The organism is Bradyrhizobium sp. USDA 4451 (assembly GCF_054822585.1).
Window position 1 is genome coordinate 5,327,428 of the sequence record NZ_JBTRCH010000001.1, and the last position, 21,273, is coordinate 5,348,700.

General features: G+C 65.0%; 16 protein-coding genes and 1 pseudogene. 9 read left to right on the top strand and 8 right to left on the bottom strand.

Features of this window, described 5'->3' with window-relative positions; translation table 11 throughout:
- Positions 1–97 precede the first annotated feature (97 nt).
- Positions 98–1,561: a tetratricopeptide repeat protein gene (locus tag ACVMB0_RS24440; RefSeq protein ID WP_456798189.1), complete on the top strand. Its 1,464-nt coding sequence runs from the start codon at positions 98–100 to the stop codon at positions 1,559–1,561.
- 91 nt (positions 1,562–1,652) lie between these two features.
- Here ACVMB0_RS24440 and ACVMB0_RS24445 read toward each other — a convergent pair whose 3' ends face one another.
- On the bottom strand, positions 1,653–2,405 hold the full coding sequence (locus tag ACVMB0_RS24445) for a helix-turn-helix domain-containing protein (protein WP_461347940.1): 753 nt from the start codon (positions 2,403–2,405) through the stop codon (positions 1,653–1,655).
- A 91-nt stretch (positions 2,406–2,496) separates the two neighbouring features.
- Between ACVMB0_RS24445 and mhpA the strand changes: the two genes are divergently transcribed.
- The 4 genes and pseudogenes from mhpA to ACVMB0_RS24465 all read left to right on the top strand — a co-directional run bounded on the left by mhpA (position 2,497) and on the right by ACVMB0_RS24465 (position 7,107).
- Positions 2,497–4,014, top strand: a complete 1,518-nt coding sequence (gene mhpA / locus ACVMB0_RS24450; protein WP_461347941.1) for a bifunctional 3-(3-hydroxy-phenyl)propionate/3-hydroxycinnamic acid hydroxylase MhpA — start codon at positions 2,497–2,499, stop codon at positions 4,012–4,014.
- Entirely contained in the window at positions 3,986–4,840 is an 855-nt protein-coding gene (locus ACVMB0_RS24455; RefSeq protein ID WP_456798187.1) for a fumarylacetoacetate hydrolase family protein, read from the top strand. The genes mhpA and ACVMB0_RS24455 overlap by 29 nt, the downstream gene beginning before the upstream one ends.
- An 18-nt stretch (positions 4,841–4,858) precedes the next feature.
- A pseudogene (locus ACVMB0_RS24460) lies at positions 4,859–5,858 on the top strand (VOC family protein).
- Between the two features lie 16 nt (positions 5,859–5,874).
- The gene (locus tag ACVMB0_RS24465; protein WP_461347942.1) at positions 5,875–7,107 is read left to right on the top strand and encodes an ABC transporter substrate-binding protein; all 1,233 of its coding nucleotides are present in this window, start codon (positions 5,875–5,877) and stop codon (positions 7,105–7,107) included.
- A gap of 35 nt (positions 7,108–7,142) precedes the next feature.
- Here ACVMB0_RS24465 and ACVMB0_RS24470 read toward each other — a convergent pair whose 3' ends face one another.
- From ACVMB0_RS24470 to ACVMB0_RS24485, 4 genes are all read right to left on the bottom strand, one after another.
- Positions 7,143–7,352 carry a hypothetical protein gene (locus tag ACVMB0_RS24470; protein WP_456755157.1) on the bottom strand — a complete coding sequence of 70 codons (210 nt, stop codon included), beginning with the start codon at positions 7,350–7,352 and terminating at the stop codon, positions 7,143–7,145.
- Positions 7,353–7,455: 103 nt separating this feature from the next.
- Positions 7,456–8,571: an acyltransferase family protein gene (locus ACVMB0_RS24475; protein ID WP_461347943.1), complete on the bottom strand. Its 1,116-nt coding sequence runs from the start codon at positions 8,569–8,571 to the stop codon at positions 7,456–7,458.
- 68 nt (positions 8,572–8,639) lie between these two features.
- Positions 8,640–9,863, bottom strand: a complete 1,224-nt coding sequence (chrA, locus tag ACVMB0_RS24480) for a chromate efflux transporter (RefSeq protein ID WP_461347944.1) — start codon at positions 9,861–9,863, stop codon at positions 8,640–8,642.
- Positions 9,864–10,232: 369 nt separating this feature from the next.
- Positions 10,233–10,727: a YciE/YciF ferroxidase family protein gene (locus ACVMB0_RS24485; protein ID WP_461347945.1), complete on the bottom strand. Its 495-nt coding sequence runs from the start codon at positions 10,725–10,727 to the stop codon at positions 10,233–10,235.
- A 394-nt stretch (positions 10,728–11,121) separates the two neighbouring features.
- On the opposite strand from ACVMB0_RS24485, the gene ACVMB0_RS24490 reads away from it, so the two are divergent.
- On the top strand, positions 11,122–11,808 hold the full coding sequence (locus ACVMB0_RS24490) for a hypothetical protein (RefSeq protein ID WP_461347946.1): 687 nt from the start codon (positions 11,122–11,124) through the stop codon (positions 11,806–11,808).
- A gap of 41 nt (positions 11,809–11,849) precedes the next feature.
- Here the strand turns inward: ACVMB0_RS24490 and ACVMB0_RS24495 are convergent, their stop codons facing one another.
- Entirely contained in the window at positions 11,850–13,322 is a 1,473-nt protein-coding gene (locus ACVMB0_RS24495) for a protein adenylyltransferase SelO (RefSeq protein WP_461347947.1), read from the bottom strand.
- A 195-nt stretch (positions 13,323–13,517) separates the two neighbouring features.
- On the opposite strand from ACVMB0_RS24495, the gene aspS reads away from it, so the two are divergent.
- Entirely contained in the window at positions 13,518–15,293 is a 1,776-nt protein-coding gene (aspS, locus tag ACVMB0_RS24500; RefSeq protein ID WP_461347948.1) for an aspartate--tRNA ligase, read from the top strand.
- A gap of 113 nt (positions 15,294–15,406) precedes the next feature.
- Here the strand turns inward: aspS and ACVMB0_RS24505 are convergent, their stop codons facing one another.
- Positions 15,407–17,422, bottom strand: coding sequence for a hypothetical protein (locus tag ACVMB0_RS24505; RefSeq protein ID WP_461347949.1), 2,016 nt, complete (start codon positions 17,420–17,422; stop codon positions 15,407–15,409).
- 223 nt (positions 17,423–17,645) lie between these two features.
- On the opposite strand from ACVMB0_RS24505, the gene ACVMB0_RS24510 reads away from it, so the two are divergent.
- Together ACVMB0_RS24510 and ACVMB0_RS24515 are read left to right on the top strand one after the other, a co-directional pair.
- Positions 17,646–19,955, top strand: coding sequence for an NADP-dependent malic enzyme (locus tag ACVMB0_RS24510; protein WP_456755149.1), 2,310 nt, complete (start codon positions 17,646–17,648; stop codon positions 19,953–19,955).
- A gap of 154 nt (positions 19,956–20,109) precedes the next feature.
- Positions 20,110–20,562, top strand: a complete 453-nt coding sequence (locus tag ACVMB0_RS24515) for a DoxX family protein (RefSeq protein WP_461347950.1) — start codon at positions 20,110–20,112, stop codon at positions 20,560–20,562.
- Between the two features lie 113 nt (positions 20,563–20,675).
- On the opposite strand, the gene ACVMB0_RS24520 is transcribed toward ACVMB0_RS24515, so the two are convergent.
- Complete coding sequence (locus ACVMB0_RS24520; protein WP_461347951.1) at positions 20,676–21,233, bottom strand: dihydrofolate reductase; 558 nt, start codon at positions 21,231–21,233, stop codon at positions 20,676–20,678.
- Positions 21,234–21,273: the final 40 nt, after the last annotated feature.

A 21,273-nucleotide genomic window follows, 5' to 3' on the forward strand; every position in this document is an offset into this window, starting at 1 on the left:
GGTGTCATGCTGCGCTGCGGGGAAATGCTCGACCAGATTCACCTGACTGGACAGTCAAATCCACCATCGGTACCCTCGTCAGATTTCGGGGGAGACGATGGACAGTGCAGATCAGCCTGCAAATGCCCCGAAATTGAGCGCGCGTGTATCCATCTCAGTCGCGGCTCGTGCTCGACATTATTTTAAGAGATTCGGAACGGTCATTGCGTCAATAGCTGCGGTCGGTGCCGTTGCCGGAGGGCTCGCCGGCTATTGGCGGGCATGGGACGTCCTGTACAGTCATACACGCAGCGACGCCTCGGCGCCTGTGCAGTCATCGTCGTTGATTGTCACCAAAGGACCGGCAGTTGCGGTGCTGCCCTTTGCAAATCCAGTCAAGGCGACGATCCTCGATCCCTTCGCTGACGTCATGACGCAACAGCTTGCGTCCTCTCTCGGTAAGTTCAGCACGCTGCGTGTCGTCCCGCGCGCGTTGTCCACAACCCTCTCGAGGGACGGAAACACAATCGAGGCAGCACGGAAAGCTGGGATCGACTATCTTGTCACTGGAGAGGTTCGTCCGCTAGGTGACGGCGCTCGCGCCAGCATTCAGGTTGCCGATTTGCGCACTGGCTCTGAGCTATGGTCGAGGTCTTTCGATGGGACCGTCGAGGGCGTGCAGACCGGGACCGACGCGTATGAAATCGGTGATATCGCCGCCGCTCAAATCGGAGGCTATCCCGGCCCAATCGTGGGCGCGGATTTCGCGAAACTTCACAACAAGACCGTTGCCGAATTCAGTCCGTATGAATGCCTTGTCTACGGCATTACGGCTGGCGCGACGGGCTCGTCCTCGGTAGTTCTCAAAGGCCTGGAATGCTCTAAGCAACTGACACAACAGCAACCCAACAACGCCCTTGGATGGGCCGCACGTTCTGTCGTTCTCTTTGTGCAAAGATTTCTTGCGGCCGGCTTGCCGGCCGAGCAAGTCAGTCACTCGGAGAAGCGTCTTTATCTAAATGAGGAGATTGTACGCACTGCTGCGCGGGCCGTGGAACTCGCGCCCGACGATGCGTACGTGCGGAGAAATTACGCCCTCGCCATAAGCACCAAATGTCAGATCGATCTATTTAGGCAAGAAGCTCGAAAGGCCATCGCGCTCAATTCGAACGATGCCCGCTCGCTCGGGGTCCTGGGTAACCAACTTGCCTTTATGGGAGACTGGGACGAAGGTGCGGCCATGTCTGAAAAGGGCATCCGGCTGGCAGGCCCCAACGCTTCGTTTGCTTGGTGGTATGCTCCGGCCAAACGTCATTGGTGGCGGGGCGAATATCAACAAGCCCTAGAGGATTTTCGGCATGCCTACCTCGAGGGATTTTGGCTGAGCCATCTAGATCAGGCGTATGCCCTGCCATTTCTTGATCGGATCGATGAAGCCAAAGCCGAAGTAGCAAAGTTACTAAAGCTTCGGCCGGACTTTACCATTCGCGAGGCGGATAGCTTCTACCGCATGTATTGCTTCTCGCCTGAATACATCGAGAAGATGAACGGTGCCCTGCGGCAGGCCGGATTGCCGGAGTGAGGACGCTGAAAAGACATGAAAGAGGTCGGTGCTTGTCTGCATCCGCACTCGCCAATCACAGTGGCCTCGGCCTCGCGCGGAAGGTTGGCGTCTACAATGCGCGCAGCCGGGCCTCGATGGCGCGGATGGCGTCGCGCAGCGGGGCCTGGCAGCGCGCGATTCCTTCCGTCGCGGTCAGCGCCTTGGTCATCCAGATGATCGAGGCGCAGCCGATCACGTGCCGGTCGCGGCGGATCGGCATCGCGATGGTGCCGGTGTGCGGCCAGATGCGGCCGCCCTGGCGCACGGCGTAGCCGCGGCGGCGCACGCTCTGCAACTGCTTCTCCGTTGCGGCGCGCTCGGTCAGTTCGCCTGATGTCTCGAGCAGATCGAGCAGCAGTGCACGCTCGCGCGCGGTGGTGAATGCAAGGTAGGCGAGACCGGCGGAGCTGGCGAGCAATGGAATGCGCACGCCGACCATGCGCCGGTCGATCGACATCGGTGCGAAGCGATGCGTGGACTCGCGGACCACCATTGTTGCACCCTCGAGCGTCGTGACGTCGCACGGCCAGAGGATCTTGCGGGTGAGATCGAAGATCACGGGTGCCGCCGCTGCCCCCAGCCATTGCTCGTCCTCGAACCCGTCGGAGAGCTCGCGCACCTTCAGAAGCAGGGTGAACCGGTCGTCGGAACGGCTCTGCATGACATAGCCGGTGTCGATCAGGGTTTTCAGCGAGCGATAGACCGTGGCCCGCGGCAGGCCGGTCTCCCGCGCCAGCGTCAGCGCGCTGGCGGAGGCGTGGCGGTTCAGCGCGGCGAGGACGGCAAGGCCCCGGCCAAGCGCGCGGATCGGTTTGACGTCCATGGTGTGTTCACCTGGTGAACAGAACTGCCGTCGTCGTTGCACGGTCCGTGACCGGGTGGCAAGCCTTATCGCAACGGAAAGGGGAAAACGCATGGACGGGCCGCAACGCGTCAGCGGGCTTTATGACGTCGCAATCGTCGGGTTCGGCCCGGTGGGCGCGACCCTGGCCAACCTGCTGGCGTTGGAGGGGCTCAGCGTGATCGCGCTGGATCGCGAGGCCGCGCCCTACGCCCTGCCCCGGGCCGTGCATTTCGACGACGAGGTCATGCGGGTCTTCCAGGCCATCGGTCTGGCAGACCAGATCCTGCCGTTCACCCACGTCTCGCCCGGCATGCACTTCATCGACGGCGACGGCAAGCTGTTCCTCGACTGGTCGCGGCCGCTGCAAATCGGCCCAACCGGATGGCACACGAGCTATCGCTTCCATCAGCCCGACCTCGAACGGGTGCTGCGCGCCGGTGCGCGCGCCCACACATCGGTCGACATCCGCTTGCGCGCCGACGCCTTCGCAATCGATCAACGCAGCGATCACGTCGCGATCCGCTTTGAAAGTCTTGTCAACGGCAAGCTCGAGGAAGCGAAAGCGCGCTATGTCGTCGGTTGCGACGGCGCTCGCTCGCTGGTCCGGCGGCTGATCGGTTCGGAGATGGACGATCTTGGCTTTCACGAGCGCTGGCTGGTGGTCGACGCGATCCTGAAGCGGCCGAAACCTGAGCTCGGCGACTACAGCGTGCAGTTTTGCGACGCCCGCCGTCCGGCGACCTATGTCCGCAGCATCGGCGATCGGCGGCGCTGGGAAATTGCGATCATGCCGGATGACGATGTGCAGCGGATCACCGATCCGGAGAATGTCTGGAAGCTGCTGGCGCGCTGGATCACCCCCGACGACGCCGATCTGGAGCGTGCGGCGTCCTACAGCTTTCATTCGGTCATCGCATCGAGCTGGCGCCGCAAGCGTCTCCTGATCGCCGGCGATGCCGCGCACCAGACCCCGCCGTTTCTGGGGCAGGGGATGTGTGCGGGCATTCGCGATGTGGCCAATCTCGCCTGGAAGCTCGGACGCGTGATCCGCGGCGAGGCGAGCGACGTCCTGCTGAACAGCTACCAGAGCGAACGGTATCCCCACGTCCGCGAATATATCGAGCTCGCGGTCCGGCTCGGAAGCCTGATCAACGCGACGCGCATCGAGGGCCGGGAGGCGGGCGCAGGACCGCGACGGATGGCGACCATCAAGCCGCGGCTTGGGCCGGGCCTGTTCAGGCATGGCTGCACAGTGGCGGGCACGCCGGTCCCGCAGCCGAGGCTGTCGAGCGGGCGGCGGCTTGACGATCACGTCGGCTATCGGTTTGCCGCGCTGGCGCGGCCGGAGTTTCTGGACGGACTGGATATCCCGACGCATGAGCGCTGCTGCCAACACGGCATCGTCCTGGTCAGCGACGGCCAAGGTCCACTGAACGACTGGCTCGACAGCGTCGACGCGAACGCCGCGCTGGTCCGGCCCGATCGATACATCGTCGGACTGGCGAAGACCCCAGAGCAATTGTCGGCGCTGGTCGACAGCATGAACCAGGAGGATTTGGATGAAGCTCGCATCGTTCTCGACTGCTGACGGACCCGGATACGGATGTGTCGTCGATGACGGCGTTGTGGTGTTGTCGACCGCCTTTGGCGATCGTGCGCCAACCTTGCGGGATCTGCTGGCGGAAGGATTGCTTGGCGAGGCTGCGGAGCTTGCGAAGGCATCGATGCCCGACCTCGCCTTGAGTGCAGTCGCCTTCGATCCGGTGATCCCAAACCCCGACAAGATCATCTGCGTCGGCCTCAACTACCGCGACCACGTCGCCGAGACCGGCCGCACGGTCACCGAGAAGCCTGCGCTGTTCGCGCGCTACGCCGGCAGCCAGATCGGTCATCTTGCACCCCTGGTGAAACCCACCGTGTCTGATGAGTTCGACTACGAGGGCGAGCTGGCCGTCATCATCGGCAAGGGGGGACGGCACATCGCGCGGCACGCGGCGTTGACGCATGTCGCGGGCTACGCCTGCTACAATGAGGGCAGCATCCGCGACTGGCAGCGACACACCAGCCAGTTCCTCTCGGGCAAGACCTTCGCCGGCACGGGCGCATTCGGGCCGTGGATGGTGACGAGCGACGAGATTGCCGATCCGTCGAAGCTCACGCTCACGACGCGGATCAACGGACAGGTGGTTCAACACACCACGACGGACCTCCTGATCACCGATATCCCGGGCCTGATCGCCTACATCTCCACCATTCTGCCGCTGCTGCCCGGCGACGTCATCGTGTCGGGCACGCCGGGCGGCGTCGGCGCGAAGCGCAACCCGCCGCTCTGGATGAAGCCCGGCGACGTCGCCGAGGTCGAGATTTCGGGGATCGGCGTGTTGCGCAATCCGGTGGTGGCGGAAGCCGCCTGACAAGGACGGAGGAAGCCAATGGAAAGCAATGCCGAAATCAACGCGCTCGGCTACATCGGCATCCAGTCGCAACGGCTCGAGGACTGGACCGGCTTTGCAACCAGGCTGCTCGGCATGCAGCCGATCGATCGTGGTGGCGGCACGCGCGCATTCCGGATGGACGACCGCACGCAGCGCCTCGTGGTGAGCGATCGCAAAGGCGACGCTGCCGGCTTCTTTGGATGGGAGGTCGGCGATGCGGGCCGCGCTCGAGCGGCTTGCGGCGCGGCTGGAGCGGCACGGTACCGCGGTCCGTCGCGGCACCCGTCAGCTCGCGGACGAGCGGCACGTTGCCGATCTGATCACCTTCCGCGACCCCGCCGGCAATCCGCTGGAGGTCTTCCACGGGCCCGCGATCGCGGACACGCCGTTTGTGCCGGCGCGGCCGATTTCGGGATTCAAGACCGGGCCGCTCGGCATGGGCCATGTCGTTCTGAATGTCGAGGATGTCGAACCGCTGTTGCCGTTCTATCGCGATCTGCTCGGCTTCGGGGTCAGCGACTTCGGGTTGACGCCGTACAAGCTGTACTTCTTCCACGTCAACGGCCGTCATCACAGCTTTGCGATGGTCGGCTCGGGCCGGCGCGGGCTGCATCATTTCATGGTCGAACTCTACAGCCTCGACGACGTCGGGCAGGGCTACGATCTGGCGCAACTCGAGGAGGGACGGATCGCCTTCACGCTCGGGCGTCACACCAATGATTTCGTGACCTCGTTCTACGCCACGACGCCGTCCGGCTTCTTCGTCGAATACGGCTGGGGCGGCCGCGTCATCGATCCTGCCGCCTGGCAACCGCATGAAACCTTCGACGGCCCGAGTTTCTGGGGCCACGATCGGCTCTATATGGAGCCTGAAGGCCGCGGACGCCTGCGCGAGATGCGGCTCTCGGCAGCCGCACGCGGGGTGCGGGCGCCGATGCCGGACTGTCCCTGGCTCGATGCCATGACGGGGCGCGGCGCGTCCATCCAGCGAACATGAAGCAGGGGAGGCATTGATGGCCAGAAGGCGAAGCCTGATCGTGCGATGGTTGCTTGACGCGACGCTGCCGCTGGTCGCTGCCGTGACCCTGTCGGGCAGCGCGTCCGCCGAGATCAAGGGCGACGCGATCCGCATCGGCGTGCTGACCGACATGAGCGGCATCTTCGCCACCGCGATGGGGCCGGGCTCGGTGGAGGCGGCGCGGATGGCGGCGGAAGATTTCGGCGGCAAGATCAACGGCAAGCCGATCGAGATCCTGCAGGCCGACCACCAGAACAAGGCCGACGTGGCGTCGGCGATCGCGCGGCGCTGGTTCGACCGCGAGGGCTTGCAGGCCATTGCCGATGGCGGCAGCTCCGGCGCGGCGCTCGCCGTGCAGGAACTGGTGCGCGAGAACAAGCGGGTGTTCCTGATCTCGGGCGCCGGCGCCGTCGAACTCACGGACAAGGCCTGCGCCCCGACCAGCGTGCAGTGGACTCACGATGCGGCCTCGACTGCCAATGCGGTCGTCGCCGGCGTGTCGAAGACCGTGCAGGGCTCCTGGTTCTTCATCACCGCTGACTATGCATTCGGGCACGCGGTGGAGGCGATCGCGCGGACCAAGCTCGACAAGCTCGGGGTGAAGGTCGCCGGCAGCGTCAAGACCGCGCTCAACACTGCTGATTTCGCCTCCTTCCTGCTGCAGGCGCAGGCCAGCGGCGCCAAGGTGCTGGCGCTCAACGCCGCCGGCGACAATGTGACGATCATGAAGCAGGCGCAGGAATTCGGCTTTGCGCAGCAGGGCATCGCGGTGGTGCCGATGACGTTCCAGAACGTCGACATCGTCGCTGCCGGGCTTTCGGTCACGCAGCGCGACCTGATCGCGACCAGTTTCTTCGAGGACGTTTCGCCGGCAGCGCGCAAATGGGCCGATGCGTTCTTCGCTCGCCGCAAGGCGATGCCCTCGCAGATCCAGGCCGGGGTCTATTCGGCCGTCCGGCACTATCTGCAGGCGGTGAAGGATACGGATTCCGACGACGGGGACGTCGTGATGGCGAAGATGAAGGCGACGCCGGTGTCGGATGCCTATACGCCACAGGGGGCGATCCGCGCCGACCAGCGCATGGTGCACGACCTCTATCTCGTGCAGGTCAAGACACCAGCGGAGTCAAAGGGGCCGTGGGACCTGGTCAAGCTCGTCACCACGATCAAGCCGGACGAGGCATTTCGCTCGCTCGAGGAGTGCAAGTGTCCGTTGGCCGGGCGTTGATGACGGCGATCGGCGCGTTCTTGCTGCCGAACCCGTCAACGCCAGGCTTTCTCGTTCTTCTGCTCGTAGTCCTTGAATGCCTTCTCGAGGCCGCCGAGCACCTCGGCCGATGTTTCGAACATCGCCTTCAACTGCGGCTCATCCACCTTCTCGATGTCTTCGCGGAGGTGGGTGCGGATGTCCTTGAGCGCTTTCTGCATCTTCTGCGTATGATGACGCGGATCACGATCTGTCGCACTTGCCATGTCGAGTCTCCCTGCTGATCGAGCTTCGCCGGCTCGAGACGGAGTCCGGTGAGATGGCGATCAACGGTCAGGGCATAGCGACGTTCCAACCAATCGGGCGGGATCAACCGTCCGTGAGCAAGGCATTGCCGGGGCGGCCAAGACGCGACGGCCATCCGAGGCGCGAGGCCAGCACCGTCAGCTTGTCCCTGACGTGATAATGCGCGGGAGATTCGAGGAAGCGCCAGACCAGCCATGCCAGCACGACCATGCCCGCCACCACGAACGCGGTCGAGAGCGCGTCCGGTGTCGGGGTGATCAGCAGCAGGATCACATAGCCGAGCTGCAGATGCAGCAGGTAGAGCGGATAGGTGATGCCGCCCACCGCCCTGACGATGTTGTCCGGCAGCGGCACCGACTTGATGCGGGTGGCGGCGAACACGATGCCGAGCGAGACGATGCAGATCACCGTGACGACGGCCGGATCGAAGCTGCCATGGGTATGGACGCCGAGCCGCTCCAGCTTGTGCACGGCCTGGAATGTCGCCGTGCCCATCGCCAGCGTCAGCAGGCTGGTGAGCCTGGTATCGCGCCGTCCGCGGTAATGCTCATAGATCAGCAGCCCGACGGCGAAGAAGCCGCTGTCGTCGGCCATGAACAGTTTCTCGAACAGCGGGATGTCGAGCGTCAGCTCGTTGGCGAAGGTGATGGCGATCCACGCCACGATGATGGTGTCGATCCGCCGCGGGAAGATGCCCCAGGCCAGGAACAGCGCGACCCAGACGTAGAACACCACCTCGATCACCAGCGACCAGTAGGCGTCGTCCATGTAGGGCTGGCCGAGCATCGGCGCGGCGATGAACAGGTTGGCCAGCCATTGCTGCCAGGTCACGTGGAAATAGGCCTGGCCGAGCAGCAGCGTCGCCAGGAAGGTCAGCGTCATGCAGATGACGAAGGTCGGATAGATCCGGCTGAAGCGGGCGATCGCGAAGCCGATCGGCGTGCGGCCCTCGGCCGAGTACGCGATGACGAAGCCGGAGATCGCGAAGAACACGGGGACGCCGAGGAAGCCGTATTGCGCGACCGGGGCGAGATACGGCATCGCCACCATTTGTGCGCCGTGCGACGCGGTGCCCCAGAAGCCGTAATGATAAAGGATCACGGCCCCGACCGCGGCGAGCCGCAGCAGGTCGAGCACGGGAACACGGGCCGGGTCCGCATGTTTGGAAACATTTGGCATAGGCCGGTATTTTGGCCGCCAGCCGTGAAGGCGATCTTAATCCGGCGCGCGAAACGGCTGAGGGCCGTTCACGATTGCAGGAACCCGGTGACGATGCCGGCGGCCGCGCCGAGCACGACCACCACGAGCGGCGGGGCGCGCCATGCCGTGAGCAGCACGAAGCCCGCCAGCGCGATGCCGAAATCGAGCGGGCGCTGCACGCTGCTGGTCCAGACCGGATTGTAGAGCGCGGCGCCGAGGATGCCGACCACGGCGGCGTTGACGCCGCGCATCATCGCCTGCGCGGTGGGCTGCTTGCGGAAGCCGTCCCAGAACGGCAGCGCGGCGAGCAGGACGAGGAGCCCCGGGATGAAGATGCCGACCAGGCCCGTGACCGCGCCGGGCACGCCGCCGATCACGGCGCCAAGATAGGCGGCGAAGGTGAACAGCGGGCCCGGCACGGCCTGCGCGGCGCCGTAGCCGGTCAGGAAGGCATCGTCGCCGATCCAGCCCGGCGTCACCACCGCTTCACGCAGCAGCGGCAGCACGACATGGCCGCCGCCGAACACCAGCGCGCCGGAGCGGTAGAAGGCTTCGAACAGGCCAAGGCCGGGCCATGCGCGGGCAAGGAGCGGCAGTCCGGCGAGCAGGGCAAGGAACAGGATCAGCGCTGCCACGCCAACCCGGCGCGACACCGGCATCGCGAACTGCGTGACGCCGTTGGCTTGCTGTGTCCGGCAGAACCAGAGCCCGGCGATGGCGCCGAGCACGATGGCGCCGATCTGCGCGATCGATGATGAACTGGCGAGGATGAGGAGTGCCGCCACCGTCGCGATCGAGGCGCGTTCACGGTCGGGGCACAGCGCGCGCGCCATGCCCCAGACGGCCTGCGCGACGATCGCGACTGCGACCAGCTTGAGGCCATGCACCAGGCCGGTGCCGGCGGGGCCGCTCAAACTGCCGGCGCCATAGGCGAACAGCACCAGCGCGATCGCCGACGGCAGCGTGAAGCCGGTCCAGGCGGCCAGCGCGCCGAGATAGCCGGCGCGCATCAGGCCGAGCGAAAAGCCGACCTGGCTGCTCGCAGGGCCCGGCAGGAATTGGCAGAGCGCGACCAGATCGGCATAGGCCTGCTCGTCGAGCCAGCGCCGGCGGGTGACGAACTCGTCGCGGAAATAGCCGATATGGGCGATCGGGCCGCCGAAGCAGCTGACGCCGAGCTTGAGGAAGATCAGCAGCACCTCGAGCGGCGAATGCGCGGAGCCCGCAGTGGCGGCCGGGGTGTTGGGCTGCTGGACGTTAGGGTCGTTCAAGCGGCGTCAAATCCCTGACTGGCGTCCCAGGTCCCGGGACTCATCGCAATCAGCATATCGGCATTCGATGACGCCTCGGCGGGATATCATCCGCCGGCAGGCTCACTCGTAACGCATGTTCTTCGACGGCCGGCGTGCGGCCGGCATCGCCAGCACGACGAGACACAGCGCGATCATCGCCAGTCCCATGAATTCGAATGCAAATGCGTCCACCGGCCATTCTCCCCATTAGAAACAGTTAGACTTGTTGGGGGGGCGTTGACGCGCTGTTAAGCCTTATGGTTACCGCGGCCGGGCGCGCAGCATGGTGGAAGGTGAGTTAACGCTCACATCGGAGACACCAGGCGGATTGAGCTGCAGCCTGCAGTGTTACGCGGCCAGAGCGTCCTGGTTGATTTCGCCCTTGGCGAGCCTCGTCAGCAGCGCGTCGACCTGCCGTTCTTCCTCGAGGCTGTCGTGCAGCAGCCGCTGATCGTCGCGCAGATCAAGCTGGCCGGCGAGGGCGGCTGCGCTGCCATAGGCGGCGATCTCGTAGTGCTCGAGCTTCTGCGCCGAGGCGAGCAGGCCGGCATCGCGGAGATAATCGTCGGGCAGCAGCGAAACCATCTTGGCGGTTTCGTGGATCAGTGCCTGCATGGCCTGGTCGGTATGCTCCAGCGGATCGGCGCCGTGCATGCGCAACAGCGATTTCAACCGCTCGCCCTGGACGATGGTCTCGCGGTGATGGCGGTTGAACGCATCCTTGAGCGACGGATGCGACGCGACTTCGGCCATCCGCGCCAGTGCCACGGCGAGCTGGTCCTCGACGCTTGCGAGCTCCTGAAGCTCGGCGACGTACATGTCCTTGAAGCTGGTGATCTTCATCGTGAAGCCTTTCTTGTGTCGGCGACCGAGCTCAGGCGGTGCGACCGCCGGAACCGGCTATCCGGGCCCGCCGGCCCGATCTGCTGCCGTTCAGCGGAACGGAACCTCGATGACACGAGGCCGCGCGTTCCACGTTGTCCGGCCAACGATGTGCGCGCGAAATCGTTGCAAACCAATCGGGGGCGCGGCTACGCCACGAGCCGGATACGCAGGATGGGGGGCAAGAGGTAGCTGCGCAAGCAGCTCGATCACTTGGGAAATCTTGGTTGCGAACCCGGCCTTTTCTTACTCGCCGTTTGGTTGTAGCCTGTCATCATAGTTGAGCATTACGGATCGACGTCCATTGCTGGAGCGTCGATGCCCGATTGAAGCGCAAGTCACTTTGGGATGACAGATGAATTCTCCGACGGTTCGCATTGCGGCCACGCCGAGAACGGCTCAGTGGATCAAGAGTTCGTATGATGCCTATTTTCGCGCCGTGACCAAGAAGGAAATTCCTATCCTGTCCTGTCCGGACGAACTGAAGCCAGATCGGGCAGGTGATACCAATGATCGTCTTTGGGTGATTACCGTGGCGGATCCCTCGCGTGGACATATCATCGATTGGCACACGATGATGGCAGTGCGCGCACGCGATCGACGTATCTGCATCTTCCTGGTGGTTGCCTGGATCGCCGCCTTCTATGCGCTGGTGTTCGTTGTCTTTGAACGCGGAGCGTGGATCACAATCCTCGCATTTTCTGGTCTCATCTGCCTGAGCGCATTGATTGTCTGGTTTGCGGCGATGCCGAATAGGCGGATCGTCGCGTCTCTCACGAGAGTGGAATTTCCCATTGAACTGTCCCAGGCGATCAAGCGAACCGCGCGACGTAAGCAGGTGTTCTCAACGGTTGGGAAGATCGTCGGGAGTATCGGCGGGCTAGCTGCAAGTGGCGCGGTGCGTGCCATCATCGATAGCGATGGCGCGGCAAAAGTTGCAGAGGAGCTATCCAAAGCACTGCTCGAAGCTGGCGGCGAGGTGATGACCGAGACCCTGGCTCCTGGTCCGGTGCCTTCAACATCGAAGATAGGGACCGGATAATTTGGCGGCTCACCCGGCATTTTCTGGGGGCGTGAGTGGCCTCACGTCCCGCAAAACGTCTGCGTCACCAGTTGCTCGGGCAGCGGCGGCTCGGCGTAGGCCGCGAACTGCGGCTGATCTTCGTACGGCTTCGCCAGCACCGCCAGCAACTCCTCGAACGGCGCGTAGTCGTCGTTGGTGACGGCGGCCGCAATCACCGCCTCGATCCGGTGGTTGCGCGGGATGAAGGCCGGGTTGACGGCATTCATTGCGGTCTTGCGCTCGGCCGCGCTCTGCGGCTCCAGCGCGAGACGGGGGCGCCAGCGGGCGGCCCATTCGTCGAATGCTGCGGGATCGGTGAACTGCGCGCGGACATCGGCAGCGTCATCGGCCGCGGCCGCGCCGAGATGGCGGAAGGTCAGCGTGAAGTCGGCGGCGTTCTTGGCCATCGCGTCGAGCAGGTCCTGGATCAGCGCCTCGTCGCCGTCGCGTACGGTGAACAGGCCGACCTTGGCGCGCAGCCCGGCCTGATAGGCCGCGGTGAATTTTTCCGGGAATTCGCCGAGGATGGTCTGCGCCTGCTCGATCGCCTTCTCCTGCTCGCTGTCGAACAGCGGCAGCAGGCACTCGGCGAGCCGGGTCAGATTCCACAGCGCGATGCGCGGCTGGTTGGCATAGGCGTAACGGCCCATCTCGTCGATCGAGGAGAACACCTGCGCCGGGTTGTAGGCGTCGAGGAACGCGCAGGGGCCGTAATCGATGGTTTCGCCCGAGATCGAGGTGTTGTCGGTGTTCATCACGCCATGGATGAAGCCGACCAACAGCCAGCGCGCGACCAGCGCCGCCTGCCGCGCCACGACGCCGGCAAGCAGGGCGTGATAGGGCTGGGCAGCATCCGCCAGCTCGGGATAGTGCCGGGCGATGACATGATCGGCCAGCGCCCGCACGCCGTCGGTGTCGCCGCGGGCGGCGAAGAACTGGAAGGTGCCGACGCGGATGTGGCTCGAGGCGACGCGGGTCAGCACCGCGCCGGGCAGCGCGGTCTCGCGCATCACCGGCTCGCCGGTGACGACCGCGGCGAGCGAACGGGTGGTCGGAATGCCCAGCGCGAACATCGCCTCGCTGACAATGTATTCGCGCAAGACGGGACCGAGCGCCGCGCGGCCGTCGCCGCGCCGGGAGAACGGGGTCGGGCCACTGCCTTTCAGCTGGATGTCGCGGCGGACGCCGTCGCTGTCGATGACCTCGCCGAGCAGGATGGCACGGCCGTCGCCGAGCTGGGGAACAAAGTGGCCGAACTGGTGGCCGGCATAGGCCATGGCGATCGGGTCGGCGCCCTCGGGCAGCCGCTTGCCGGCGAGGATTTCGGCGCCTTCCGGCGTCGACAGCAGGTCCGGATCGAGCCCGAGCTGGAGGGCCAGGGTCCGGTTCAGCTTGATCAGCCGGGGGGCGGCCACCGGGGTCGGCGCGACGCGGGCGAAAAAGTTCGCCGGCAGCGCCGAATACGTGTTCTGGAACGGGAAATGGATGGTCATATCCCGAAGATAGGCCTGCGGGCCGAATAGGCAAACGATTGGCGGCGTCGGCCCTTAAAATCTGCCGTTTGACCCGAAAACCGGGCGTTCCATTGGTTGCCGCACCGGGCCTCGTCGGCTAAACCCTCCGCAACTTCGGATAGGGCATTTGGCCCTGTCGCGATTCGACCCTCCGACATCAGTTTTGGGACTAAAATGCATCGCTACCGGTCACACACATGCGGCGCGCTCCGAGAGAGCGAAATCGACCAGACGGCCAGGCTGTCAGGCTGGGTCCACCGGGTCCGCGACCATGGCGGCGTGCTGTTCGTCGATCTGCGCGACCATTACGGCATCACCCAATGCGTGGCCGATCCGGACTCGCCGGCCTTCGCCGAGGTCGAGAAGTTCCGCTCCGAATGGGTGGTGCGGATCGACGGCAAGGTGCGCCGCCGTCCGGCCGGCACCGACAATCCCGAACTGCCGACCGGCATGATCGAGATCTACATCAAGGAGATCGAGGTGCTGGGCCCGGCGGCCGAGCTGCCGCTGCCGGTGTTCGGCGAACAGGAATATCCCGAGGACATCCGGCTGAAATACCGCTTCCTCGACCTCCGTCGCGAGAAGCTGCACCAGAACATCATGACCCGCGGCGCGGTGGTCGATTCCATGCGCAAGCGGATGAAGGAGCAGGGCTTCTTCGAATTCCAGACTCCGATCCTCACCGCATCGTCGCCGGAAGGCGCGCGCGACTTCCTGGTGCCGTCGCGGATCCATCCCGGCAAGTTCTACGCGCTGCCGCAGGCGCCGCAGCAGTACAAGCAGCTCCTGATGATGTCGGGCTTCGACCGCTACTTCCAGATCGCGCCGTGCTTCCGCGACGAGGACCCGCGCGCAGACCGCCTGCCGGGCGAGTTCTATCAGCTCGACGTCGAGATGAGCTTTGTGACTCAGGACGACGTATTCGCGGCGATGGAGCCAGTCATCACCGGCGTGTTCGAGGATTTTGCCAAGGGCAAGCCGGTCACGAAAAACTGGCCACGGATTCCGTTCGCGGAAGCCGTGCGCAAATACGGCTCCGACAAGCCCGATCTGCGCAACAAGATCGTGATGCAGGAGGTCTCCGAGCACTTCCGCGGCTCCGGCTTCAAGGTGTTCGCGCGGATGCTGGAAGACCCGAAGAACCAGGTCTGGGCGATCCCCGGCACCGGCGGCGGCTCTCGCGCGTTCTGCGACCGCATGAACTCCTGGGCGCAGGGCGAGGGCCAGCCGGGCCTGGGCTACATCATGTGGCGCGAGGGCGGCGAGGGCGCTGGTCCCTTGGCGAACAACATCGGCCCGGAACGGACAGCTGCGATCCGCGACCAGCTCGGCCTGAAGGAAGGCGATGCGGCGTTCTTCGTCGCCGGCGATCCCGAAAAGTTCTGGAAGTTCGCAGGACTTGCGCGCACCAAGCTCGGCGAGGAGCTGAACCTGATCGACAAGGACCGCTTCGAGCTCGCCTGGATTGTCGACTTCCCGATGTACGAGTATGACGAGGAGAACAAGAAGATCGACTTCTCGCACAACCCGTTCTCGATGCCGCAGGGCGGCCTCGACGCGCTGACGTCGCAGGATCCGCTTGATATCAAGGCGTTCCAGTACGACATCGCCTGCAACGGCTATGAGATCGCCTCGGGCGGCATCCGCAACCACAAGCCGGAAGCGATGGTGAAGGCGTTCGAGATCGCCGGCTATGGCGAGCAGGAGGTCATCGACCGGTTCGGCGGCATGTACCGTGCGTTCCAGTACGGCGCGCCGCCGCATGGCGGTATGGCGGCGGGTCTCGATCGCATTGTGATGCTGCTCTGCGGCACCAACAATCTGCGCGAGATCTCGCTGTTCCCGATGAACCAGCAGGCCATGGACCTCCTGATGGGCGCGCCGTCGGAAGCCACGCCGAAGCAGCTCAAGGAGCTGCACATCCGCACCAACCTGCCGGCGAAGGGGTAGGCGCGCGGAGGAGGTGCGTAGCCCGGATGGAGCGAAGCGAAATCCGGGGCTCTCCGATGGCGACACTGTTCCCGGATTGCGCTGCGCTCCATCCGGGCTACGGGAGACGTTGATTACAACCCCGTCGACGCCTCGATCTTGAATTGCGCCAGCGCCGATTGCGGATCGGCCTTGAGCAACTGCATCAATTGAAGCACCGGCGCTTTGGCGCGCGGGGTCAGTCTGATGACCAGCGTCTGTCCCGGCGTCTCGATGAACTGGCTGATCGCAGTGACGAGGGCGGTGGCATCCGGATTGGCGGCACCGATCGCATCGCTCTGCGCCTTGATGCCGTCGAGGATGGCCTTGCGCGCCTCGTCGCGGCCGACATTCCGGGTACGGGCGAACTGGGCGACCGCAATATCGATGACGCCGAGGTCATGGACGGTGAACTCGATCGTGCCGGCCTCGATCTGCGCGGCTGCGCCCATCGACTCCGCCGCGCTGGTCGAAAACGCCTCGCGCGGCACATTGCCGAGCGCGAGCTTCGCCGATGCATTCAACAACCCGGCCATGTTGAGCTTGACCGGCTCGAGCGCGAGCGCGCGTGACGCCTCGGTCCAGACGGCGCCGAGATCGGCATCGATCGCCATCCGGTCGATGCCGGCGGTGACCAGCGCCTGCTGCTGCGGATCGGCGGCATCCAGCGGCGCCGCCATCTTCGCGACCAGGTGCAGTTTGCTCGGGATCGTTCCGACGAACTGCCCCCAATCGAGGCTGAGGACATCGATGTTGATCGGCTTGCCGGTGGCCTTGTAGGGCGACGTGACACCCTTGACCTCGACGCCCTCGATCAGGGGAAACAGCGTGAGCGCCTGTTCAGCCGACGGCTTCTGCGCCGCGAACTGCGCCGAAAGCCGCAGGAAGCTCGCGACATCGAGCGACTTCAGCGCGAAACGTCCGACCTTGAGCGGACCGTTCGGCGCACGGGCGTCCAGTCCTTCGACCGCCAGCTCGCCGATCTTGCCATGCTCGAGATTGAAGCGCACCGCGGACAGCTTGAACGGGCCCTGCGGGGTTTCAACTGAAAGACCGCGGATTTCGGCATTGCCGACTCCCGCGCCGGAATAAAGGCCGGCGACCTTCTCCAACAGCTCGCGCGCCTGTGCCGGGCTCGGCGGCGCGCTGCCCTGCGGTGGGATCATCGCCAGCAGCGCCGGCAACTGCATCCGCGACGGGTTGATTTTGACGTCGTCGACGGTCACGCCCTCGATCCGCATGTTGAGGCCGGGCATGGCGGTGGCGCCATCGGTTTTCGCTGCGATCACATAGGGGCCGGCCGAAACGTGGCCTTGGATCCGATAATCGCGGTCGTCGCTCGCCTTGGCCGGATCGAACATTGCCGCCATCGCACCGACGTCGATATCGGTCGCGGCGAGATTGGCGAGGTCGCCGGTCATCGTGACCGGCTTGCCTGTCTGCGGCTGCGTATTGATCTTGAACGCAACCTTGTCGGTCTTGCTGGAGGCGATCTTGCCGTCCTTCAGATTTTCGATCGCAAGGCCCGAATAGTCGAACGTGCCGCCGGCGCCGTCGCCGGCATGTGCCGCAGTGCTGAAGGTCATCGTTCCGGTCAAGCTGGGCGCTGTGACCGACGACGCGCTGATGCTTGCGATCTGCGTGAATCCAAACCGGTACAGCTCGAGGATCGACGATGAGGCCGGAAGCTGCGGCAGGCCGGCGGGACCGGAATAGTCCCTCACCGTGATCCGCGGCGCCTTGTAGGTGAGGGTGGCGATTGTCGGGGTCGGGTTCACCACGCCGACCTCGACGTCGCTGAAATCGACATTGCTGGCGGAGATCCGCGCCGCGTCCGGCTGGCCGAGGCCGGACATCGTCAGGTTGGCGATCCTGACGTTGATTGGAGATTGCGCGCCCGACTCGATGGCGACGTCCGCAATCGTCAGGGTGCGGCTCTTGGTGTCGAAGGCGATCTTACCGTGGCCAGCCTTGGCGCCGCTGGCGCGGACCTGCTCGAAGGCGGCCTCGACGTCGCGGATCACCCGGCGCTGGGCATAGACGTCGAAACCGAAATAACCGCCGGCCGCGATCACTGCGACGGCGACCAGGCCGAGCAGAATTTTCTTCATTCGGTCAACTCCGGATCATCAGGGGGAAAAAATTGCCAATCCGCGGCCGGAAGGTGCAGCATCGACGAACGGGGCCGCCCGGGCCTGTTGACGGGGGCATTCTCTGATGTTGCATCGAAGCGGCGGGACATGCTTCACATCCGGCTCGATTTGCCGGACAACTGACTTTTGCCTGGATTAGCACAGAAACGAGAAATTTGGGCCGGAAACGCGGGGAGCACGTATGTCGTCATCGTCTGAAGAACTCCATAACGCCGCGCTCGCCTATCACCGGCTGCCGCGACCGGGCAAGCTGGAGATCCAGGCAATCAAGCCGCTTGCCAACCAGCGCGACCTGGCGCTGGCCTACTCGCCGGGCGTGGCCGCCGCCTGCACCGAGATCGCCAAGAACCCGGCCGAGGCGGCGACGCTCACCGCCCGCGCCAATCTGGTGGCCGTGGTCTCGAACGGCACCGCGGTGCTCGGGCTCGGCAATATCGGCCCGCTGGCTTCCAAGCCCGTCATGGAAGGCAAGGCGGTGCTGTTCAAGAAATTCGCCGGCATCGACGTGTTCGACATCGAGATCAATGCCAACACGATCGAGCGGGTGGTCGAGACGGTTGCCGCGCTGGAGCCGACCTTCGGCGGCATCAATCTGGAGGACATCCGCGGGCCGGAGTGCTTCGAGATCGAGACGCAGCTCAAGGAGCGCATGAAGATCCCGGTGTTCCACGACGACCAGCATGGCACGGCCATCATCGTCGCAGCCGCGATCGTCAACGGGCTGCAGCTGAACGGCAAGCAACTGTCGGATGTGAAGATCGTCTGCTCCGGCGCCGGCGCCGCCGCGATCGCGACCCTCAATCTGCTGGTCTCGATGGGCGCGCAGCGCAAGAACATCTGGGTCTGCGACATCGACGGCGTGGTCTATGACGGCCGCAACACCACGATGGACCGCTGGAAGGCGGTCTATACCCAGAAGACCGACGCGCGCGTGCTCGCCGACGTCATTCCGGGCGCGGACATCTTCATCGGGCTGTCGGCGCCCGGCGTGCTGAAGCCCGAGATGGTCAAGCAGATGGGCGACAAGCCGCTGGTGATGGCGCTCGCCAATCCGGTGCCGGAGATCATGCCGGACGAGGCGCGGCTGGCGCGTCCCGATGCGATGATCTGCACCGGACGGTCGGACTTCCCGAACCAGGTCAACAACGTGCTGTGCTTCCCGTTCATCTTCCGCGGCGCGCTCGACGTCGGCGCCACCGCGATCAACGAGGCGATGAAGCATGCCGCCGTGGATGCGATCGCGCAGCTCGCGCGCGATCCGCCGTCGGATGCGGTCGCCCATGGTTTCGAGGCCGGCGAGACGCAAGGGTTCGGCCCGGGCTCGCTGATCCCGAGCCCGTTCGATCCGCGCCTGATCCTGCGCATCGCGCCGGCGGTGGCCAAGGCCGCGATCGAATCCGGCGTCGCGACAAGGCCGATCGCCAATTTCGACGAGTACGCCGCCAGCCTCGAGCGCTTCGCGTTCCGCTCCGGCCTCACGATGAAGCCGGTGTTCGCCAAGGCGAAGACCCAGCCGGTGCGCGTGATCTACGCCGAGGGCGAGGACGAGCGCGTGCTGCGCGCGACCCAGGTGGTGCTCGAGGAGAAGCTGGCGCGGCCGATCCTGGTCGGCCGTCCGTCGGTGGTCGAGACCAGGATCAAGCGGTTCGGCCTGTCGATCAAGGCCGGGCGCGATTTCGACCTGGTCAATCCCGAGGACGATCCGCGCTACCGCTCCTATGTGCAGTCCTATATCGACGTCGCCGGCCGGCGCGGCGTGACGCCCGAGGCCGCGCGCACGGTGGTGCGCACCAACAACACGGTGATCGCGGCGCTGGCGGTGTCGCGCGGTGAGGCCGACGCGATGCTGTGCGGCGTCGAGGGCCGCTACATGAGCCATCTGCGCCATGTCCGCGAGATCATCGGCTTCCTGCCGGGGGTCAGCGACTATGCCGCGCTGGCGCTGATGATCACCTCCACCGGCGCCCATTTCCTCGCCGACACCCAGGTGCGGCCGAACCCGAGCGCGGAAGAGCTCGCCGAAGTCGCCTCGCTCGCGGCGATCCACGTCCAGCGCTTCGCCTTCAAGCCGAAGGTCGCCTTCGTGTCACATTCCGACTTCGGCAGCTATGATACGGACTCCTCGCGCAAGATGCGGCGGGCCACCCAGCTCTTGAAGGACAAGCATCCGGAGATCGAGGCCGACGGCGAAATGCAGGGCGACACCGCGCTGTCGGCGGTGGCCCGGCGCCTGGTGCTGCCGCAGTCGCGGCTGGAGGGCGAGGCCAACATCCTGATCATGCCGAACCTCGACGCCGCCAACATCGCCTACCAGATGATCAAATCGCTGGCCAACGCATTGCCGGTGGGACCGATCCTGATCGGTCCGGCGCGTCCGGCGCACATCCTCACCCCCGGCGTGACGGCGCGCGGCATCCTCAACATGACCGCGGTCGCCGCCGTCGAGGCCCAGGAGCGCGCCGGCCGCGCGCAGCCGACGCTGTTCGGCTGACGGGGTTGTTTGAGCACGTTATGTCCGGAAAGCCGCAGCGCAGTTTTCCGGATCGTGCGTGAGCGAGATGGATTCGATTTGATCGAAGCAGGCGGGGCGGCCATAATCGCTCCGCCTGCTTCGTCCGATTTCCGCCATCCAGTGAGGCCGACCCATGCCAGCTTTCATCACCTTCGGACGGATCCTGTTTGCCGTGCTGTTCCTCTATTCAGGGGCGAGCAAGCTGTTCGGCATCCAGGCAACGGCGGACCTGCTCGCGGCCAAGGTGACGATCCCGGCCGTGATCGCGCCCTATACGCAGCAGATCGAAAGCTTCGTCGGCATGCCGTTCATGCAGCTGCTGGCGATCACGGTCGGCGCCTTCGAGATCATCGCGGGGCTGATGATCGCGGTGAACGTGCTGGCGCGGTTCTTCGCACTCCTGCTGATCATCTACGTATGCGTCGTCACCTTCTACTTCCATGATTTCTGGAATCAGCCGGCGCCCGACAATCTCAGGACGCTGATCGATGCGCTGAAGAACCTGTCGCTGATCGGCGCGCTGTTCATCATCGCCGGCTACGGCCGCGGCCCGCGCCGCGACGACCCGGCGTATGGTGACGTGTAGGGCAGAGCGCAATTGCGTAGGGCGGATTAGCGAAGCGTAATCCGCCGACCGGCACATTGGGCGCGAGAGGCGGCGGGTTACGCCTTCGGCTAACCCGCCCTACGAGAAAGTCTTCAACCCGCGCGCCGCCACGGCGTGACGCTGACATCTTGCACGGCGTCGATCAGCTCTGACGCACCGGCGGCGAGGCCGTGCGCTGCCAGTACCTGCTGCGGGGTGCGGGCAGGGACGCCGGGAAAGCACGGCTCGCCGTCGGGGATATGCACATTCGGTGCGACCGAGAGCCAGAACGTGTCGTAGCGGTCCATGAACATGCCGAACACGCCGGGGCCACCGATGATCGCGACCATGCCCGCGGTCACGCCGGCCGCGCAGCTCGCGGTCTCGAACGGGCAGCCGGCGGGATTCCACAGCAGCGCCTTCGGATTGTCAGGGTCCGGCGCTGTCGCCGCGACCTTGGTCGTCAGGATCAGGCGGCGGCGCTTCGGCGCGTTCGGCTGCTCTTCCTGGGAATGGCGGCCGTGGACGATGAGATCGGCGCGCTCGAGCGCCGCGGTGAAGAACTTCTTGTCGCCCTCGATCTTGAGTTCGTCGGGCATCACATTGCGCGCATTCGCCAGCCGGCCGTCGGCCGAGACGATGACGAAACCCTCGATACGCAACGCTGACATGGGAGTCTTTTTCTGACGCGTTTTCTTCACGCGAACCGGG

Coding starts and splice junctions, on each gene's coding strand:
- mhpA (WP_461347941.1), top strand. CDS start 2,497: ATGGACGGGCCGCAACGCGTCAGCGGGCTTTATGACGTCGCAATCGTC.
- ACVMB0_RS24440 (WP_456798189.1), top strand. CDS start 98: ATGGACAGTGCAGATCAGCCTGCAAATGCCCCGAAATTGAGCGCGCGT.
- ACVMB0_RS24490 (WP_461347946.1), top strand. CDS start 11,122: ATGAATTCTCCGACGGTTCGCATTGCGGCCACGCCGAGAACGGCTCAG.
- ACVMB0_RS24510 (WP_456755149.1), top strand. CDS start 17,646: ATGTCGTCATCGTCTGAAGAACTCCATAACGCCGCGCTCGCCTATCAC.
- ACVMB0_RS24455 (WP_456798187.1), top strand. CDS start 3,986: ATGAAGCTCGCATCGTTCTCGACTGCTGACGGACCCGGATACGGATGT.
- ACVMB0_RS24515 (WP_461347950.1), top strand. CDS start 20,110: ATGCCAGCTTTCATCACCTTCGGACGGATCCTGTTTGCCGTGCTGTTC.
- ACVMB0_RS24470 (WP_456755157.1), bottom strand. CDS start 7,352: ATGGCAAGTGCGACAGATCGTGATCCGCGTCATCATACGCAGAAGATG.
- ACVMB0_RS24445 (WP_461347940.1), bottom strand. CDS start 2,405: ATGGACGTCAAACCGATCCGCGCGCTTGGCCGGGGCCTTGCCGTCCTC.
- aspS (WP_461347948.1), top strand. CDS start 13,518: ATGCATCGCTACCGGTCACACACATGCGGCGCGCTCCGAGAGAGCGAA.
- ACVMB0_RS24485 (WP_461347945.1), bottom strand. CDS start 10,727: ATGAAGATCACCAGCTTCAAGGACATGTACGTCGCCGAGCTTCAGGAG.
- ACVMB0_RS24465 (WP_461347942.1), top strand. CDS start 5,875: ATGGCCAGAAGGCGAAGCCTGATCGTGCGATGGTTGCTTGACGCGACG.
- ACVMB0_RS24520 (WP_461347951.1), bottom strand. CDS start 21,233: ATGTCAGCGTTGCGTATCGAGGGTTTCGTCATCGTCTCGGCCGACGGC.
- ACVMB0_RS24505 (WP_461347949.1), bottom strand. CDS start 17,422: ATGAAGAAAATTCTGCTCGGCCTGGTCGCCGTCGCAGTGATCGCGGCC.
- ACVMB0_RS24475 (WP_461347943.1), bottom strand. CDS start 8,571: ATGCCAAATGTTTCCAAACATGCGGACCCGGCCCGTGTTCCCGTGCTC.
- ACVMB0_RS24495 (WP_461347947.1), bottom strand. CDS start 13,322: ATGACCATCCATTTCCCGTTCCAGAACACGTATTCGGCGCTGCCGGCG.